At 37.1% G+C, this 17,127-nt stretch carries 16 protein-coding genes, 3 tRNA genes and 1 pseudogene; 15 read left to right on the top strand and 5 right to left on the bottom strand.

The window, feature by feature from the left end; all coding sequences use genetic code 11:
- The first annotated feature begins 37 nt into the window (after nucleotides 1-37).
- The 4 genes from POF52_RS10855 (at nucleotide 38) to POF52_RS10840 (ending at nucleotide 5,996) form a co-directional block, all read left to right on the top strand.
- On the top strand, nucleotides 38-1,690 hold the full coding sequence (locus tag POF52_RS10855; protein ID WP_271992561.1) for a DUF2339 domain-containing protein: 1,653 nt from the start codon (nucleotides 38-40) through the stop codon (nucleotides 1,688-1,690).
- A 127-nt stretch (nucleotides 1,691-1,817) separates the two neighbouring features.
- Nucleotides 1,818-3,899, top strand: a complete 2,082-nt coding sequence (locus POF52_RS10850; RefSeq protein ID WP_271992559.1) for a DNA topoisomerase III — start codon at nucleotides 1,818-1,820, stop codon at nucleotides 3,897-3,899.
- Between the two features lie 83 nt (nucleotides 3,900-3,982).
- Nucleotides 3,983-4,420 carry a YrvL family regulatory protein gene (locus POF52_RS10845; RefSeq protein ID WP_047932115.1) on the top strand — a complete coding sequence of 146 codons (438 nt, stop codon included), beginning with the start codon at nucleotides 3,983-3,985 and terminating at the stop codon, nucleotides 4,418-4,420.
- A gap of 241 nt (nucleotides 4,421-4,661) precedes the next feature.
- Nucleotides 4,662-5,996: an FAD-dependent oxidoreductase gene (locus POF52_RS10840; protein ID WP_016764014.1), complete on the top strand. Its 1,335-nt coding sequence runs from the start codon at nucleotides 4,662-4,664 to the stop codon at nucleotides 5,994-5,996.
- Between the two features lie 25 nt (nucleotides 5,997-6,021).
- On the opposite strand, the gene POF52_RS10835 is transcribed toward POF52_RS10840, so the two are convergent.
- Genes POF52_RS10835 through POF52_RS10825 form a run of 3 tightly spaced genes read right to left on the bottom strand, consistent with a single transcriptional unit; the run spans nucleotide 6,022 to nucleotide 7,360 of the window.
- Nucleotides 6,022-6,978 (bottom strand): GerAB/ArcD/ProY family transporter, encoded by a 957-nt coding sequence (locus tag POF52_RS10835; RefSeq protein WP_442956640.1) that lies wholly within the window; start codon nucleotides 6,976-6,978, stop codon nucleotides 6,022-6,024.
- Between the two features lie 42 nt (nucleotides 6,979-7,020).
- Nucleotides 7,021-7,143 carry a hypothetical protein gene (locus tag POF52_RS10830; protein WP_271992557.1) on the bottom strand — a complete coding sequence of 41 codons (123 nt, stop codon included), beginning with the start codon at nucleotides 7,141-7,143 and terminating at the stop codon, nucleotides 7,021-7,023.
- Between the two features lie 31 nt (nucleotides 7,144-7,174).
- Nucleotides 7,175-7,360 (bottom strand): hypothetical protein, encoded by a 186-nt coding sequence (locus POF52_RS10825; protein ID WP_176584685.1) that lies wholly within the window; start codon nucleotides 7,358-7,360, stop codon nucleotides 7,175-7,177.
- A 296-nt stretch (nucleotides 7,361-7,656) separates the two neighbouring features.
- Between POF52_RS10825 and POF52_RS10820 the strand changes: the two genes are divergently transcribed.
- From POF52_RS10820 to POF52_RS10790, 7 genes are all read left to right on the top strand, one after another.
- Nucleotides 7,657-7,926, top strand: coding sequence for a hypothetical protein (locus POF52_RS10820; protein WP_013083053.1), 270 nt, complete (start codon nucleotides 7,657-7,659; stop codon nucleotides 7,924-7,926).
- 209 nt (nucleotides 7,927-8,135) lie between these two features.
- A complete protein-coding gene (locus POF52_RS10815) occupies nucleotides 8,136-9,275 on the top strand; it encodes a zinc-dependent alcohol dehydrogenase (protein ID WP_016764018.1) in 1,140 nt (379 codons plus the stop codon).
- 363 nt (nucleotides 9,276-9,638) lie between these two features.
- Nucleotides 9,639-11,033, top strand: coding sequence for a phospholipase D-like domain-containing protein (locus POF52_RS10810; protein WP_176584909.1), 1,395 nt, complete (start codon nucleotides 9,639-9,641; stop codon nucleotides 11,031-11,033).
- A gap of 221 nt (nucleotides 11,034-11,254) precedes the next feature.
- A tRNA-Trp gene (locus POF52_RS10805) sits at nucleotides 11,255-11,328 on the top strand.
- 26 nt (nucleotides 11,329-11,354) lie between these two features.
- Nucleotides 11,355-11,436, top strand: a tRNA-Leu gene (locus POF52_RS10800).
- Between the two features lie 19 nt (nucleotides 11,437-11,455).
- Nucleotides 11,456-11,527, top strand: a tRNA-Gly gene (locus tag POF52_RS10795).
- Nucleotides 11,528-11,742: 215 nt separating this feature from the next.
- The gene (locus POF52_RS10790; RefSeq protein ID WP_271992553.1) at nucleotides 11,743-13,143 is read left to right on the top strand and encodes a Na+/H+ antiporter NhaC family protein; all 1,401 of its coding nucleotides are present in this window, start codon (nucleotides 11,743-11,745) and stop codon (nucleotides 13,141-13,143) included.
- A gap of 177 nt (nucleotides 13,144-13,320) precedes the next feature.
- Here the strand turns inward: POF52_RS10790 and POF52_RS10785 are convergent.
- Nucleotides 13,321-13,571, bottom strand: a pseudogene (locus POF52_RS10785) (spore gernimation protein KB); the annotation flags it as partial.
- Between the two features lie 258 nt (nucleotides 13,572-13,829).
- Here POF52_RS10785 and POF52_RS10780 point away from each other — a divergent pair.
- The 3 genes from POF52_RS10780 to POF52_RS10770 all read left to right on the top strand — a co-directional run bounded on the left by POF52_RS10780 (nucleotide 13,830) and on the right by POF52_RS10770 (nucleotide 14,963).
- Complete coding sequence (locus POF52_RS10780) at nucleotides 13,830-14,060, top strand: hypothetical protein (RefSeq protein ID WP_271992552.1); 231 nt, start codon at nucleotides 13,830-13,832, stop codon at nucleotides 14,058-14,060.
- A gap of 79 nt (nucleotides 14,061-14,139) precedes the next feature.
- Nucleotides 14,140-14,652, top strand: a complete 513-nt coding sequence (locus POF52_RS10775) for a GNAT family N-acetyltransferase (protein WP_176584683.1) — start codon at nucleotides 14,140-14,142, stop codon at nucleotides 14,650-14,652.
- 188 nt (nucleotides 14,653-14,840) lie between these two features.
- Nucleotides 14,841-14,963, top strand: a complete 123-nt coding sequence (locus POF52_RS10770) for a YjcZ family sporulation protein (RefSeq protein ID WP_013083059.1) — start codon at nucleotides 14,841-14,843, stop codon at nucleotides 14,961-14,963.
- 73 nt (nucleotides 14,964-15,036) lie between these two features.
- On the opposite strand, the gene POF52_RS10765 is transcribed toward POF52_RS10770, so the two are convergent.
- The gene (locus POF52_RS10765; protein ID WP_271992549.1) at nucleotides 15,037-15,975 is read right to left on the bottom strand and encodes a VanW family protein; all 939 of its coding nucleotides are present in this window, start codon (nucleotides 15,973-15,975) and stop codon (nucleotides 15,037-15,039) included.
- Nucleotides 15,976-16,153: 178 nt separating this feature from the next.
- Here POF52_RS10765 and POF52_RS10760 point away from each other — a divergent pair, with 178 nt between their 5' ends.
- On the top strand, nucleotides 16,154-16,969 hold the full coding sequence (locus POF52_RS10760; RefSeq protein ID WP_271992547.1) for a hypothetical protein: 816 nt from the start codon (nucleotides 16,154-16,156) through the stop codon (nucleotides 16,967-16,969).
- Nucleotides 16,970-17,127: the final 158 nt, after the last annotated feature.

Genomic DNA, 17,127 nt, shown 5'->3' with positions numbered 1-17,127 from the left:
ACATCACAAATACTTTAAAGAGAAAGGGTGAGAGAAAATGGAAAAAGAAAGAATAGAAGAACTTGAACGAAAAATAAGCAGTTTAGAAAAAGACGTAGCCAAGCTAAAGTCGCTCGTATATAAAACAAATTCCCCAAGACCAGCAGTTCACGCTCCTCCCAAGCAGCGCCAGGAGACGACTAAACGTCCTGCTCAAACAGCAGCTAAAAGCTCACAGGCAATAGAAGAGCCTGTTGATTGGGAAAAAGTTCTTTTTCAAACATGGCTGCCGAGAATTTTTATTTTTGTATTTATCATTGGCGTGTTATGGGGATTTAAAGCAGCCTCTGACTATGGGTTAATGAATGAAAAAGCAAAAGTTGTTCTCGGCTTTGTGGTTTCGATAGGTTTTGCTGTGACAGGTCATTTTCAAACTAAAAAGAGCAGGCTGGTGCTCGGGCAAGTACTTGTAGGAGGAGCTATTCCTATTCTCATGTTAACGACGTTTGCCATGCATAGCCTATACCATTTAGCAGGACCAACGCTGGCTTTTATGCTAAATGCGACTTGGATCATCTTAGGAATTGCAGCAACAGTCTTTTATCGTTCGCAGGCGCTAGGTATTATTAGCGCCGTGGGAGGCGTACTAGTTCCGTTTCTTATTGAAAGTAATTCGCCTAATGCGCTTGTTTTCATCGGCTATGAAACGTTTCTGTATATAGCTTTTTTATATGTGGCAGTCAAACAAAAATATTCTATTTTATATGTACTTTCGGCGGTACTACTAAATCTTACGCTACTCATTTATTATTCGTTTGTTGGTGATAATGATGTAAAAGAGTTATTAGGTATGGCGATTCTTATTCAGCATTTATGCTTACTTTCTAGTTTTTTTCTATCAAAGTCCGTACTGCAAATATATGCGTTTACCCTTCTATCGAGTTTAGCAGTTACATACTGCTGGCTGCTCGCCGTTTTTGACGATGGTACGACTACAATGGTGCTGCTTGCGTTAGTTATTATTTACGTATTAGGTGCTTACGCAGTTAGAAGTTCTAAAGAGAAATTTGAATTTTTTATCACCTATTTAATTGTTGCAGTAGCGTTTTTTATTCATCAGCTCGTCGATTTAAGAGAAGGAGTGATTTTATATGTGATTCAAGGGCTTGCGGTTTACTATATCGCCATGACGTACAAAAATCTTCTTCATCAACTGTTTTCTTATACGATTTATATACTGAGCGCAACGTATATCTTAGTTACACCAATCGAACAAGTGCTGTCTCTTCCGACATTAAATTGGCTTGTTGTGTTAGCATCTATTCTAGTATTTATATGGATCAGCATTCAAAAAACAGAAAAAGATGAGCATGATACGTTCAAAATTGGAGGAAGTATTGTTTTTTCTATTCTTTCTTTAATTTTTGCTACGGAAGTGACGGTCGCTGGAACCACTGATCTTTCCGCTAATACACAAACGCTTATTATGACGGCCGTTTGGCTAGTGCTGTCCATTGCTGCATTCATTATAGGATCACTTAAAACGTTTAAAACAGCAACGTATGTCGGCGTGGGCATTTTGTTCTTAACACTTTTTAAACTCGTTTTATATGATTTACCTTTTATCCCAATGGCTATAAGGGCCTTGTTATTTATCGTCTTAGGAGCTATCGGTCTAATTATTTCACGCCTATTTTATAAAAAGAAGTAGCTAGAAGCTGAAGAGAAATTCTTCAGCTTTATTTATTATAATCGTGTTATGTAAACTTAATCCTGAAGTCGTACAAAAGGTATACAATCATGTATAATGGAACAAGTGAATTGGAGGTATACATAAAATGAAATCACTTGTATTAGCAGAAAAGCCAAGTGTAGCACGTGATCTTGCGCGCGTACTTGGCAGCACACAAACAAAAAAAGGGTATATTGAAGGGCCAAAGTATGTCGTAACATGGGCACTTGGTCATTTAGTTGAATTACAAACACCAGAGGATTATGATAACCAATATAAAACATGGCGATTAGAAGATCTGCCAATCATGCCTGAGAAAATGAAATTGAAAGTAATTCGTAAAGTGAGCTCTCAGTTTCGCACAGTATCCGATCTAGCAAAAAGAAAGGATATTGGAGAGTTAATTATTGCGACTGATGCAGGGCGTGAAGGAGAGCTTGTAGCCCGCTGGATTATGGAAAAGGTACGCTGGAACAAGCCGTTTAAACGCCTTTGGATTTCGTCTCAAACGGATAAAGCAATTCGTGATGGGTTTAAACAGTTAAAACCAGGAAAAGAGTTTAACCGCTTGTATGACTCAGCGGTCTGCCGTTCAGAAGCTGATTGGCTTATCGGTTTAAACGTAACGAGAGCGTTAACGACTAAATACGAAGAACCATTATCGGCAGGAAGGGTACAAACACCGACCCTTGCGATGATAATTGAGCGTGAACAGGTAATTAACACATTCAAACCTAGTGAATATTGGACGCTTACAGCTCAGTTTTCATCTTTTGAAGCAGCTTGGCAAAAGGGCAATGAAAAGCGCATTTTTGATGAAAAACGCGCAAAAGAGCTGCACTTAAAATTATCAGGCGAGGCAGTTGTAAAAACAATTAAGCGCAAAATGCATAAAGAAGCGCAGCCGCTTCCTTATGACTTAAACGAACTGCAGCGGGATGCTAACAAACGCTTTAATTTCTCTGCTAAGAAGACATTAAATGTACTTCAAAAGCTATATGAACAGCATAAGTTAGTCACATATCCACGTACTGATTCCCGTTATTTAACAACAGATATGGTTTCTACTATGAAAGAGCGTTTGGAAAGCATCTCTGCTGTATATAAAGAAGAGGTTCGTCCAATTTTAAGAAATGCACAGCTGCCAAAGCGAGTGGTTAATAACGAAAAAGTAAGTGATCACCATGCTATTATCGTGACGGATCAGCCTGTGTTTTTACAGGACCTATCAGCTGATGAACGAAAGCTGTATGACTTAATTGCAAAGCGATTTATTTCATTATTTTATCCTGCATATGAGTATGAAGTGGTTAAAGCAGAGCTTGAAGTAAACGGGGAACAGTTAGTAGCAAGCGGAAAGCAAGTCGTGAATGCAGGCTTCAAAAAAGTTTCTAGTGGAGACTCAGAAGCAACGGTGAAGCTGCCTGATATGGAAGAAGGCAGCAAGCTGCTTATTCAAGATGTAACGATGAAAAGTGCATTTACAGAGCCGCCGCAGCGCTATACAGAAGCGGATCTTCTTGGACAAATGGAAAAACATAATTTAGGTACCCCGGCAACACGTGCAGATATTATTGAAAAACTTCTGCAGAATGAATCAATTGATCGCCAAAACAATCGTCTGCACGCAACCAAAAAAGGGAAGCAGCTGATTGACCTAGTAGCAGATGAGTTAAAGTCGCCTGAGCTTACGGCTAAGTGGGAACGTGACTTAGAAGCAATTGCTAAAGGAAAAGGAAATGCAAAAGAGTTCTTAACAAATATTCGCGAACAAACAGAAAAGCTAGTTAAGCAAGTAAAAACAAGTAATCAAACGTACAAACCTCATAATTTAACGGGCTCTAAATGTCCGGAATGCGGTTCTTTTTTGAAAGAAAAGAAAACAAAGCAAGGAAGAGTGCTCGTTTGTTCAAGTCTTGAGTGCAGCTATAGACGCGCAAAAGATCCTAAACTATCAAATCGACGCTGTCCACAGTGTCATAAGCGAATGGAAATTCACTCAGGAAAAGCGGGTACCTACTTCCAATGTCGTTCATGTCAAGTAGTGGAGAAAGCTGAGGACAAAAAGAAAAAGATTTCGAAACGAGAAGAACGAAAGCTTCTTAACAAATACAATGATGACGGAGCATTTGGTTCAAGCTTGGGTGATGCTTTAAAACAAGCCCTTCAAGATAAAAAAGATAAATAATGTAGAAAAGTGCGATACCACGGTATCGCACTTTTTTCGTATAATATGGATTAAGTGATGAGTAAGTAAGGTGGAGTGGAACAATGAAAAGAAAAAGCAGGGGAATGGATCGTTTAATCGCGTTCTTTATAGTAGGAGCGATGGTACTAATCATTTTAGCGATACTAATGGTAAGCTACTTTTTTGGTTTTATAGGCTTCCTTAAAGTAATGGGAGTGGAATATGAGTCCTACTGGGCCATATGTTTATTTCTATTTTTAATTTTTGTATTTGGCTCTATCACAGAGCTTTTTTCAAAGGCACTCATTTTTTTAATGAAGAATGCCAGACTGAATAGAGTACTATTTATAACATCTGCAGCTTTTGTGGATATATTTTTTACTTTTCTATCAGTTTATATAGCAGACTTGCTTGTGAGCGGCATCACTGTATCTATTTTAGCGGTGACTCTTTTATCCGTCTTATTTTTTTTGATGGAGAGTGCATTGGATAGTGAATTTCTACGTAAAAAAACAAGCTGATGAAGTTTCTCATCAGCAGCGTATCAGCAAGAAAAGCGCATCATATCAAGCTTCAACGCTATTTAAAGAACCCTGTAACATATTTTTTTAAAAAAGTATGTGATTTTTTTCACATATCTCTTGAAAAAGGACAAACATGTTTGTATAATAAGAATTGTAAAAGATATGTGAAATATTTCACAATATATGTGAGAAACTTCACAATATCATATTTTCTATAATCCTAAGGGGGATATCATCTATGAAAATTGCAGTAGTAGGGTGTACACATGCAGGAACGGCAGCAGTAAAAAATATGGCAGAACTTTATCCAGAAGCTAAAATTACAGTTTATGAGCGAAATGATAATGTTTCATTTTTGTCTTGTGGAATTGCGCTCTATGTAGGCGGGGTCGTAAAAGATGCAAATGGCTTATTTTACTCTTCACCGTCTGAATTGCAAGAGATGGGTGTAAATATGAAAATGAAACATGAAGTTACGAATATTGATACAGATGGTAAAAAAATAGCTGTACGAAATTTAGAAACCAACGAAGAATTTGAAGATACATTTGATAAACTAGTGATGACAACTGGATCATGGCCGATTATTCCAAACCTTGAAGGCATCGATTTAAATAATGTTGTGCTTTGTAAAAACTATCAGCATGCTAATCACATTATTGAAAAAGCGAAGCAAGCGAAGAAAATAGCCGTAATTGGTGCGGGCTATATTGGTGCAGAATTAGTAGAAGCATTCGAAGTGTATGGAAAAGAAGTGACGTTTATTGATAGTGCTGATCGCATTTTAAATAAATATCTTGATCCAGAATTTACGAATTTAATGGAAACTGAGTTTGAAAATCGAGGAGTTAAATTAGCATTAAACCAAGCGGTTACTAAATTTGTAGGCAGTGAGGGATCTGTTGAAAAAGTAATGACAACTGATGGCGAATACGAAGCGGATCTTGTTATTCTGTGTGTTGGCTTCCGTCCAAATACAGACTTAGTAAAAGGACAAGTAGATATGCTTCCAAACGGCGCAATTGTGGTTGATGAATATATGCAAACAAGCAAAAAAGATATATTTGCTGCCGGAGATAGCTGTGCCATTTACTACAATCCGATTAAGAAACATGCCTATATTCCGCTTGCTACCAATGCGGTTAGAATGGGAACATTAGTAGCTCAAAACCTTGTTAAGCCAACGATTAAGTACATGGGAACACAAGGAACGTCAGGCTTGCATATTTATGATTACAATGTTGCATCTACCGGCATAACAGAAACAGCAGCTTCTCTTTTTGATATGAATGTGAAAAGTATCACAATATCAGAGAATAACCGACCTGAATTCATGCCAACGTACGAAAATATTACGTTAAAAGTAGTATATGAAGAAGAAACAAGACGAATTGTAGGCGCACAGGTTATTTCTAAAATTGATGCTACTCAAGCAATCAATACATTGTCTGTATGTGTACAGCAGGAAATGACGATCGATGAGCTTGGCTTTATGGACTTTTTCTTTCAGCCGCATTTTAATAAGCCTTGGCATTTCTTAAACCAAGCAGGACTTCAAGCGCTTCAAGCATAAAAAAGCAGGTGACTACCTGCTTTTTTTATGTGGATTTTATTATCTTTTTTATTTTAGCAGGTCTAAAGCGGATCCAGCCTATAGTAAGGAGAATAAAAGGATAAAAAGCTCCTACGAAAAAACTATAGGGAATCCACGTTTCGGCTAACCATGTTTTTTGATAGATAATAGTTGGATAAACGATAATAGAAAAAGTTGTAACGATTAACCCCATCGGTAACGTTAGAAATCGAGTTTCGTTAACGTTAAAAATATGGCAAAGCCCAGCGATAGAAGCATGAAAATAAAGAGAAACTTTAAAGAAAAGAGTAAGAAACCACAAAATAGCAATGACTACTTCAATTCCTTGAAGAAAGTTTCCTACATCAATTCTTCTTCCTAATTCATAGCTTGGAAACATGGTGATTTGGGAGTAATAAGGACCAAGTACTAGAATTCCGAGTAAGATTAACGTCACCATCACTAGTCCACCGGCTATATTACCTACATAAAAAGATTGAGTTGCCTTTTTCATGTCTGGCGTGTGTGAAGGGAAAATCATAAGCAGAATGGTATAAGTCAAAGAACTCATGCTTAAAAACGTTAAAACAGCACGAATAAAAGCTTTTGGATGGATTACGAACACAGGCTGAATATGCTCTATTTTAATTTGAGGGATCATAGACAAAATAAGAAGGCCGAATAATCTGACAAACCAAGGAAATAAAATCTCGGCACTTCGTGCAATCACTTCTATTCCTAGGCGTACTCCTACGATGACGACACCCATAAATGCAATGTGGATGGCTGTAAGCGGCGTGTAGGGAAGGATTTGAGTGGTAAGAAAATTTCCTACATAGTAAAGAACTTGACTGCTGATAAATAAATTAGATAACACAAAAACAGCAGAAACAACCTTTCCAAATAGTTTGCCTAAAATTTTTTCGTTCATTTCCATCAGCGTAAGCGTGGGAAGCATTTTTCCTAGTGAGGTAAAAAGCAAAACTAAGCCAATTCCTAATGCAACACCGAAGAGTGCGGCAATCTAGGCATCTTGATGAGCATCAGCTGTAATAGCGGCAGGTACCACAATAATTGTGCTTCCGATGCCATACAAAGTTACTAATTTGCGAAACTGCGCAGCTGAAATATTGATTTCATTAAGCAAAATGAGCACATCCTTTTGCCATACACATGAATTAAGTGATCCAACGGAATAATAAGTGACTTAAAGGTTGAAACATTACTTCTACCCAATCGGAAGGGTTCGGTAAAGGCAGCCGAAAGATTTTTGCAAGAGCGATTATGATACTGATTGTCATGAATGCCATAAAAATGTTCCGTTCCTTTTTATGAGAGTGTTGAGGTAATCTTTTTGTTTCCATCCATATAATCCCTGCACAAATGATCAAAAAGAAAAGAAACAAGTGCATGCAGTCAACCCCAATACATTTTTTCGTTCAGATAAGCTATTCGTATGATGTCCGCTAAAGAAAGTGATTATACATTTTTGTAAGATATAGAAAGTATTTCAGAAAATAGAAGATATTTTCTAGGGCTCTTATATGATTGAGAGATTTGTTATGAGAAATATTCATTTAGCTTTAACCTATTGAAGCGTCGTATGAATAAGTAGAAAAATGCCACACTAAAGAGTGAACAAATGGAAAGGAGCACTATGATGAAAAAATACCCATACAATAAAGATAAACAACAATCGTTTCAAGCAGCACAGCAGGGGCATAAAGAAGCAGTAGATGCATATGAACAGGCAAATGAAGCTAAAAATGATGCATCGTACGGCCATGAAGCGAAGCAAGCAATAGGTGAAGTGAATGAAGCCTCTCAGCAAATTGAGAATGCGCTTGAAAATGCTTCTGAAACACAGCGTCAGCGTTTAACAGAGTTTCAGCAAGATATAAAAGATATGGAGAACGATCTTAATCAATAAAAGAGCCGCTGTTTTACTTAGGCAGGTTCACAATAGAGAGTATAAATTGTAAAAGCAGAAGGTAATGAACTTCTGCTTTTTTTGTCGTGTAAGCAGTATTTACGCTCATTTTTTAATCTAAATGAAGGCTAAATAAATTTCCACCCATACATATACATATTTTGGGACATTAAGGGTATAGAGTAGTAATTTAATTAAGGAGGATGATTATGAAAGCAGTAACTTTTCAAGGTGCAAAGGATATCCAAGTAAAAGAAGTAGAAGATCCATCTTTGAAGAAAAAAGACGACATTATTGTTAGGATTACATCTACAGCTATTTGCGGTTCGGACTTACATATCTACCAAGGTGCTCTCCCTGCTGAAAAAGGATACGTTATTGGCCATGAACCAATGGGGATTGTAGAAGAAGTGGGTCCAGAGGTAACAAAAGTAAAAAAAGGAGACAGAGTAGTTTTACCGTTCAATATTTCGTGCGGGACCTGTTATTATTGTCAGCATGATTTAGAAAGTCAATGTGATAACTCTAATCCTAATAAGGAAATCGATACAGGAGGATACTTCGGGTTCACTGAACGATACGGAAATCACCCAGGAGGACAGGCTGAACTATTACGTGTTCCCTTTGGGAATTTTATGCCATTTGTAATTCCGCCCTCCTGTGAGCTTGAAGATGAGGCATTGTTATTTATGTCTGATGTTCTGCCAACCGCTTATTGGAGTGTAGAAAATTCCGGAGTTGGACCTGGGGATACAGTAGTGGTTCTTGGCAGCGGCCCCATTGGATTAATGACTCAAAAGTTTGCATGGATGAAAGGTGCTAAACGGGTCATCGCTGTTGATAACGTTCCATATAGATTAAAACGAGCTAAACAAATGAATAACGTAGAGTGCTTTAATTTTGATAAATACGACGATATGGGAAGCTATATTAAAGAGGTAACCGGTGGTGGAGCAGATGTTGTAATTGACTGTGTAGGAATGGATGGAAAGAAATCACCAGTAGAAGCGATTGAACAGAAACTCAAGCTGCAAGGAGGAACGTTAAGTGCGATTCAAATTGCACTAAAAGCAGTAAGGAAATTTGGCACAATTCAGCTAACAGGTGTATATGGATCAATATATAATATGTTTCCTCTTGGGAACATTTTTGAAAGAAACATCACTTTAAAAATGGGACAGGCTCCAGTAATTCATTACATGCCAGAATTATTTAAAAAAATTACAGATAGGGAGTTTGATCCTACAGAAATAATTTCTCATAAAATCCCTCTTGATCAAGCGAGTGAAGCTTATGAAATGTTTAACAATCATCAGGATGAATGTACAAAAGTTATCTTAAAACCATAATCAAGCATATATTTCCTTAAAGATGTATAAAGAAAAAACTAAGAATTATTTTTACAATAAGCATATCTATTTGAAAGAGGCTGGGACAAAAGTATTTTCGTTGAAGGAGGATCCGAATGAGTTTGATTCTTGATTGAGAATCAAACTCATTCGGATTTTTTTATTGGTAGGATGAACGTAGGTTTCATATATGTAGGTGCTTCTAGCTGTTGCACGGAAATCAACAGTGGTGTAACAAATAATCCATCATTCCATTCTTATTTTAAAAGGTATAGAAGTTAAAAAAGTAAGAATCCTAATAAAAAGAAACGATAAGAATGGAAAGGGATTGTGACAGGAAACATGCTAATAAATATACTAATAATGATTGTCGTATTGTACTTCATATATGTATTCGTAACTGCAGTGGTACTGTTTTATGTCCCTTTGCATAGGGGAAAAGACCTGAAAGTAATGAATACTGAGAATTTTTACGGGAAGAAAGAATCCACAGATCGAGTTATGCTTTTGGAAAACGGTTATTTTTCAGGGCTTGTTCGGATGCAGATGATTCAAGAAGCGAGGCATACAATTGATATTGCTTACTTTTCCATAGGTAAAGGTCGTTCTTCGGATTTACTTATGGGCGCTTTATTCGAAGCTGCGGATCGAGGTATACGTATTCGAGTGCTGTTAGACGGGATCTCTCATGGGTTAAAAGGCAAAAGAAAGAATGTTCTTTATGCTCTAGCTTTCCACAATAATATAGAATTAAAGTACTATGAGCCCTTCACTATTTTTAAACCTTGGACATGGCATAACCGTCTTCACGATAAAATAATAGTAGTCGATGGCCAATTAGGTATTAGTGGAGGACGAAATATTGGAGATAAATACTTGGCCAGTCAACCAGATAAAAATTTTGTCTATGACCGTGATGTGCTAATTTATAACACAAAGCAAGAAAGTTATAGTGTCATTGTCTCAATGGAGAAGTATGTAGAGAAATTATGGAACCACCCGTATACCCGCAAAGCTTTTCCAAAGCTCAAGAAAACTAAACAATTTCGGGGCCTTTCAGGCAAGAAATTGTTAATAGATCAATACGAAGAGGCAAAAAAAGCAAATGAACCTTTTGTCCATCCTTATATTGTATGGAGAGAATCAACGATGCCTACAAGAAAGGTTTCTTTTATTACAAATCCTATTCAACGAATGAATAAAAGCCCTTTTATATGGAAAACATTTATTAAGCTTTCCCAACAAGCTGAAAAATCCATTGTTGTTCAAAGCCCTTATATCGTACCAACAAAAGAGATGGAACAGTATATAGATAAGCAAGTAAAACCAAAAGTGCAAAGAATTATTTTAACTAATTCTATTACATCCACTCCAAATGCTATGGCTTTTTCTGCATACTTGGGAGTAAAGAATCGCGTTATAAAAGCTGGTTCGAAGCTTTATGAATATCAAAAGCCCTATTCAATTCATGGGAAATCTGTTGTTTATGATCAGCGTTTAAGTGCAGTTGGTTCTTTTAACTTAGATTCACGCTCTGCATTTTTAAACACTGAATCCATGGTGATGATAGATAGTGAAGAATTTGCAGCCGAGCTAACAGGAGCTATTGAAACTAAGATTTCTCACAGTGCGCTTGTAGGAAATGAGGGAGAACCTGTTGATCTTAATACGGATTCTCAAAAAAATGTCCCTCCTGTAAAGTCTGCACTCCTACATATCCTTTCAGTCTTCACGCGATTTTGGAGACATTTTGTATAGTACTGTGTTACAGCAGAGTCTTTAAAAGCAAATAGCGGAGATTAAAGAGGACTGCAGCTGGTGAAGGGAGTTTCAAAAAAACTGTGATATGCCTCACAGTTTTTTTGAAACTCCTAGCACTAGTTATGATTCATCAAAAGACCTATTGACGAAATTTCATATATGTTTTATTATAATATAGCGTCGTTAATAAACGAGGTTCTTTTGAAGAAATCATTTCTAGGGGCATAGTTTAAAGGTAGAACTACGGTCTCCAAAACCGTCAGTGTGGGTTCGATTCCTACTGCCCCTGCCATTTTGGAGTTATCTTTTAATTCACACGCGGGTGTGGCGGAATTGGCAGACGCGCTAGACTTAGGATCTAGTGTCTTATGACGTGGGGGTTCAAGTCCCTTCACCCGCATCTTTACTTTCATATACGCGCGGAAGTAGTTCAGTGGTAGAACACCACCTTGCCAAGGTGGGGGTCGCGAGTTCGAACCTCGTCTTCCGCTTCTTTTCAAAAGCAGTTTGCATGTGCAAACTGCTTTTTTTGTTGTAGAAATAAAGATTTTTACGATGCTGTTTTTAATCAGAAATAGTTTATTAAAGCAGTGCTGCTTATACGTGTTGTTTTCGTGAATATACACATAATATTGGGGTTACATTAAAAGCTAATGAACGATACGTGAAGACATCTAATATGGTCTTTAAGATAGGGGAGAGTCCTATGGAATCTAGTTGGTTTTCAATTATACCGTTTTTAATTGTTATTCCAATAGCTATTTTCACCAAACAAGTGCTGCCAGGGTTGTTTCTAGGCTTATTAGTAGGCGCTTATTTGATTGATCATTCGATTGTCGGAGGTGTTGAAAAGCTACTTCACTACGTTGTACAAGCTCTTAGAAATAAAAGTAATATAGAAATCGTCGTCTTTTTATACGCGTTTTCAGGGCTTATCGGAATGATTAAGATGGCTGGAGGAGTGAAAGGTTTTGTGGAAACAGCTGCAGAAAGAATTGATACAAGAAAAAGAGCTCTTATTTTAACCTATGTTTCAACCATTGGAACATTCAGTGCTCCCACATTTCGTTTTGTGACTATCGCGCCCATTATGAGAGCATTACTCAAAAAGGTGAAAATGACGACAGCAGAGCTAGGGTTTGTTATTGAAACAACTGCTACTCCTGTTATCGTCTTAATTCCTGTGGCAACGGCATTTGTAGGGTATATGGTCTCAATCATTCAAATGGCAATTGATCATCAAGGCATAAAACAAGACGCTTATTCTTTGTTTATTCAAAGCATTCCTTATAACTTCTTTTCGATTGTGATTATTCTGGTAGGGATTTATTTCAGCTTTTTTCATCATTCAACATCTACGGCTCCTATGAAGCTCGAGGAAGAAGACGAAAAAGATTGGCATGATTGTCATCCTTGCGTGTCGAAGGATTTGCCTTCTAAGCCTTGGAACTTGTTAGTGCCTTTACTTGTCGTGATTTCACTGACTTTACTTTTAACATGGTGGAGCGGGCATCATAAGAGCCACAGCTTTTTTGAAGCATTTATTAAAGCAGACGTGTTAGAAGCGATGGTAGTAGCTTTAATTATCACTACGTTAATTACCCTCATTTTTTTCTTGTTTCAGCGCTTTACATTACAGAATTTGCTTAATGGTTTTATCACAGGAGGCAATGACTTAATGTCCGTTATTCTGCTGTTATCGGTAGTATGGGGATTATCCGCTGTTACAGAAGACTTAGGTTTTTCAAATTTTGTGACGGCACATTCTAAGTGGATTCCTCAAATGTTTGTCACTCCGTTCATGTTTATCTTTGGAGCCGCTATTTCTTACTTTATCGGATCTGCTTGGGGAACGTGGGGGATCTTAATGCCGCTTGGCATATCGCTTGCAAGTTCTGCAGATCTTTCTTTGCCATTGATTATCGGTGCGGTGTTTGCGAGCGGTTCATTTGGAGCGTTTTCTTCACCTTTAAGCGACGATACGAATACCATCGCCAAAATATTAGATTTATCGGTTATTGAATATGCCAAGTATAAATTAAAGCCAGCTTTAATTGCAGCGGGAATAACAGTTGCTTTTTATCTTGTTGTATCTTTCTTGTTTTGAATGAGGGAAATAGCCATCTAGTATCAATTTTTCATTTTTTTCAGCTTGAAGTATGCATACAGTCCTAATGATAGGCACACTAGCATGATACAAGTAAGCGGAAATAAGATGGTATTAACAAAATGATCATAAAACCATATATACAAAAAAATCACCTCGATAAATTAAGCCATTTTTCTATTTATTAGAGATACACGATCTGTGTTGCTTCTTCCTATTCTTCAAAAATGCGATAATCAGAAGCAGTATGGGTACGATAGAAAATAGTGGCATATGTAAAAGAAATCTCGCTACGTGTAACCCTTCATAAAGATGTTCTTAAAAATTACTAGCGATGATGGTAATCGAAAAAACAACACAATGATGCCTAAAGGATACGCTAGTTGTGAAGGAGATTTAATTTTAAATAAAGTAGCTGTACCTATTAATAAAGGTAAGGTTCTCAGACAGCAGATTCTTAAGAGAAGACTCTGTTTGTTCACTGCTTGTTTGATTTGCCTGAGATCGAAGATTATTTTTAGGTTTTTGATTTTTAAAGAACGAAGGCATAAATGAAAGCACCCTTACTATATACTATAGTTTTTATTACTTTGACCAAAAACCGTATAATTATATAATTTTTAACATAATACCTTTTGCATGGCAGTAAATAAAAATGACGAACCTATGAGGTAAGCAATAATTAGGTGAGGAGTGAAAATGATGAAGTTATTGGAGTCAGCCTGCTGCTATTTGGATCATTGCTCGCTCTTTCTGTAGGAATTGATCTTTTTCAAGGAACGAAGGTACTGCAGGCACTATACAATGCTTTAAGCCTGTTTTGTGTAAATGGAAGTGGCCGAATTATTTGTCCTTTTTTCTTTTTCACAGAGTCGTTTTACCTTCTTTTAAAGAAGCGGCACCAAAAACAACAGTAACTTGGTGCAAAGAGGTTTTTATCTCTTCACTATCGAAACAAGCGTATAGAAAGATAGCTTTGAGATAGGGGAGAACCACATGAACATTGAGACTAACAGATTACTAATACGCAAATTTAACTATGAAGATTGGCAAGATGTCTACGTATATACATCTGATGCTAATGTCATGAAGTACATACCAGAAGGTATTTTTAGTAAGGATGATGCGAAGAAATTTGTAAATGAAAATATGGAAGAAAACGTTGGAAATTTTCCAGTTGTATTAAAAAATGAAAACATTATAATTGGTCATATCGTCTTTTTTAACTATTTTGGAGACCATACTTATGAAATTGGCTGGGTATTTAATGCTCTCTATCATCAGAAAGGATATGCTTCAGAAGCGGCAAAAGCAATAGTGGACTATGGCTTTAACACAATGAAACTGCATCGGATTATTGCTACTTGTCAACCTGAGAATACGTCTTCTTATCGTGTTATGGAGAAGATCGGGATGAGAAGAGAAGGGTATTTTAAAAAATGTATTCCAACTGAAAAAGGATGGTGGGATGAATATTATTACGCGGTTTTAAAGGAAGAGTGGAAATGAGCTTTACTTTTACGGAATTGCATTTTCCAAGTTGTAAAGACGAAAACAAGCCCAATTTTTAAAAAATGAGCAGAATAGCAAACCAAAACGTCTAGGCAGACATACAATAAGCTATCCATGAGAAACACCCCATGTTTGAACCTTCTTTGTTTTAGCAACAGAAAATTACGTTGAAAGGGAGTGCTTGTATGTCTAATGCTGGATGTGGATTTGGTTCTGGTTTCGCTTTATTAGTTGTATTATTTATTCTATTAGTAATTATCGGATGTAGTTGTTATAGCGGTGGTTACGGTGGCTACTACGGCTGCTAATTATATCACTGAATAGCCTAAAGGATACCCTTTAGGCTTTTTTGTGTTCATTATAAAAAGCTGGAAGAGATGATTAATCAGCAGGCTCAGTATCAACATGTGATTCAATCTTTTTCTGTTTCGGCAATTGGTCAATAGAAGCCCAAGGCACGCGGCGAGGCTTATATTCAATCGCATCAGTAGAGTAAACGGCCACGCTTACGACTCCTCCGTGTACCTGCGCTCGAATCAACAAAGGATCACTATACGTATTTTTAAAGTGAAAGTCAGGTCCATACCAGCTCACGGTAGCGTCTCGTCCAGGAGGTACGTAGGAAACGCTGCGGCTGTGTGAATAACGCTGTGTAATCGTTACGCCAGCGTTATCAACGGCGTTAAATAAAGTAGAAGAAACTTGGCAAATTCCTCCTCCAACTCCTTCAGAATACTCTCCTTTTACAATGATTGGCGCACGCATATACCCTTTTGCTGCCGTTCTTTTTCCAACGGTTTGATTAAAAGAGAAAACTTCCCCAGGAAATATAACGCTGCTGTCTAGTGATTCAGCTGCAAGAGAAATATTGTGAGAACGATTTTTATTATGAGGGTTAAATACCGTATGATAATGACCGATTTGCTTAATTCGAATCGTCGCAAGCAGCTCCTTATCCACGCGAGGCGGAACAGGAAGCGTTGGGATTTCTAATGTTGACGTACCGCCGTTAAAAAAATAAGTATAAAATTTTTCCGCAAAATCTTTATGATATAGTTTGACACCCGCTTGCTCAGGAACAATTTGTCCGCTTTTATCAATGCGGGCATTTAGGGGCTCTCTATATGTTTTTTTATCCAATTCTTTTAGAAGAAGATTGTATCGATCATGATCAACCATAGGGACAGGAAGAAGAGGTACGGCCACTTTGTCCCGTTCAATCCGTTCAATTGGTTTACCGTCATGAGTAATAGATAGGTGGTCTTGTGTAGAAAGAGGTTGAATGAGCATTAAAAGTCCAACCATCCAAGTGAAATTCATATCATATACCTCGCTTTCACCTGTTAGTATGAATAAAATGAACCGTTTAATGTATAAGATTCACAAGCTCTTCTTTGTATTATTTTCCATAAGCTTAGCGTGTAAAAATTTCTATTTATAATTGTATGTGTACTTTCGCATATTACATAGAGAAACTACAAGGTAATGAGGGTAGACAATGACAAAATTAATGATTTTAGTCTTTATGCTTATTAGTTTTTTTGTGCATCCCCAAAAGATGAAAGCAGAAGAAAACCTTACGTACTTTCCGGTAAGTGATACAGGAAAAGTATTAAAGTGGAAACGTGTAGAAAGCTTACTGCCGAAAGGGAAAAAGTTTAAAGTTATCGATGTAGAAACTGGTTTTTACTTTTATGTGCAGCGAAGAGCAGGCTCACACCATGCAGATGTTCAGCCGCTTACACATCAAGATACGAAAGTAATGAAGCACTTATATAATGGGAAATGGAGTTGGAACCGAAGAGCTGTTCTCATTCCGTTTAAAGGCCAAATGCTTGCAGCTTCCATGAACGGAATGCCTCACGGAGCCGGTGCGCTTGACAATGGATTCCCCGGTCATTTTTGCATTCATTTTGCAGGAAGTACGACTCACAAGTCTCAAAATGTGGATCCAGGTCATCAGTTAATGGTATTAAAAGCAGGAGGAAAGCTTGATGAATATGCATTAAAAGCTGAGCCGGCAGAAGTCGTAAATATGTTTTTAACAGGATTAAAGCAAGATGACGATGCCTTAATGCAGCCGATCTTGCGCGTGAAGCAAGAGCATAAGCTATGGGCAAAACTGCATAGTATCTCCACTATTTATTATAAAACGGACTTATTTCATGCAAAAAAGTATAAAACAAAAGAGAAAATCGCCGTAGATTGCCTTATTTATTTCGAAGATAAAGGGGCACAAAAGACAACGATGGTTTTTACTTTAAAAAGAAATCCGTTAACAAACGGATGGGAAATTTCTTCTCTTACATTGTAATGACCGATTATTTCTTAAAAACACATCTGACAGAAAACAGATGTGTTTTTAAGCATTTGTTTAGCTCTTTAGTTCTTCGCAATGTTATAGTGTAAAAACGTGCTTACATACGATAGAAAAGAATAAAAAAGGGTATAAGTAATAATATTACTCTTTCT

The sequence above is a fragment of the Priestia sp. AB genome, from assembly GCF_028369225.1.
Lineage (GTDB): Bacteria > Bacillota > Bacilli > Bacillales > Bacillaceae_H > Priestia > Priestia megaterium.
Note: the sequence above shows the minus strand (reverse complement) of the source record. Positions and strands in the feature narration are given on the sequence as shown.

Coding starts and splice junctions, on each gene's coding strand:
- POF52_RS10855 (WP_271992561.1), top strand. CDS start 38: ATGGAAAAAGAAAGAATAGAAGAACTTGAACGAAAAATAAGCAGTTTA.
- POF52_RS10850 (WP_271992559.1), top strand. CDS start 1,818: ATGAAATCACTTGTATTAGCAGAAAAGCCAAGTGTAGCACGTGATCTT.
- POF52_RS10845 (WP_047932115.1), top strand. CDS start 3,983: ATGAAAAGAAAAAGCAGGGGAATGGATCGTTTAATCGCGTTCTTTATA.
- POF52_RS10840 (WP_016764014.1), top strand. CDS start 4,662: ATGAAAATTGCAGTAGTAGGGTGTACACATGCAGGAACGGCAGCAGTA.
- POF52_RS10825 (WP_176584685.1), bottom strand. CDS start 7,360: ATGGAAACAAAAAGATTACCTCAACACTCTCATAAAAAGGAACGGAAC.
- POF52_RS10820 (WP_013083053.1), top strand. CDS start 7,657: ATGAAAAAATACCCATACAATAAAGATAAACAACAATCGTTTCAAGCA.
- POF52_RS10815 (WP_016764018.1), top strand. CDS start 8,136: ATGAAAGCAGTAACTTTTCAAGGTGCAAAGGATATCCAAGTAAAAGAA.
- POF52_RS10810 (WP_176584909.1), top strand. CDS start 9,639: ATGATTGTCGTATTGTACTTCATATATGTATTCGTAACTGCAGTGGTA.
- POF52_RS10790 (WP_271992553.1), top strand. CDS start 11,743: ATGGAATCTAGTTGGTTTTCAATTATACCGTTTTTAATTGTTATTCCA.
- POF52_RS10775 (WP_176584683.1), top strand. CDS start 14,140: ATGAACATTGAGACTAACAGATTACTAATACGCAAATTTAACTATGAA.
- POF52_RS10770 (WP_013083059.1), top strand. CDS start 14,841: ATGTCTAATGCTGGATGTGGATTTGGTTCTGGTTTCGCTTTATTAGTT.
- POF52_RS10765 (WP_271992549.1), bottom strand. CDS start 15,975: ATGAATTTCACTTGGATGGTTGGACTTTTAATGCTCATTCAACCTCTT.
- POF52_RS10760 (WP_271992547.1), top strand. CDS start 16,154: ATGACAAAATTAATGATTTTAGTCTTTATGCTTATTAGTTTTTTTGTG.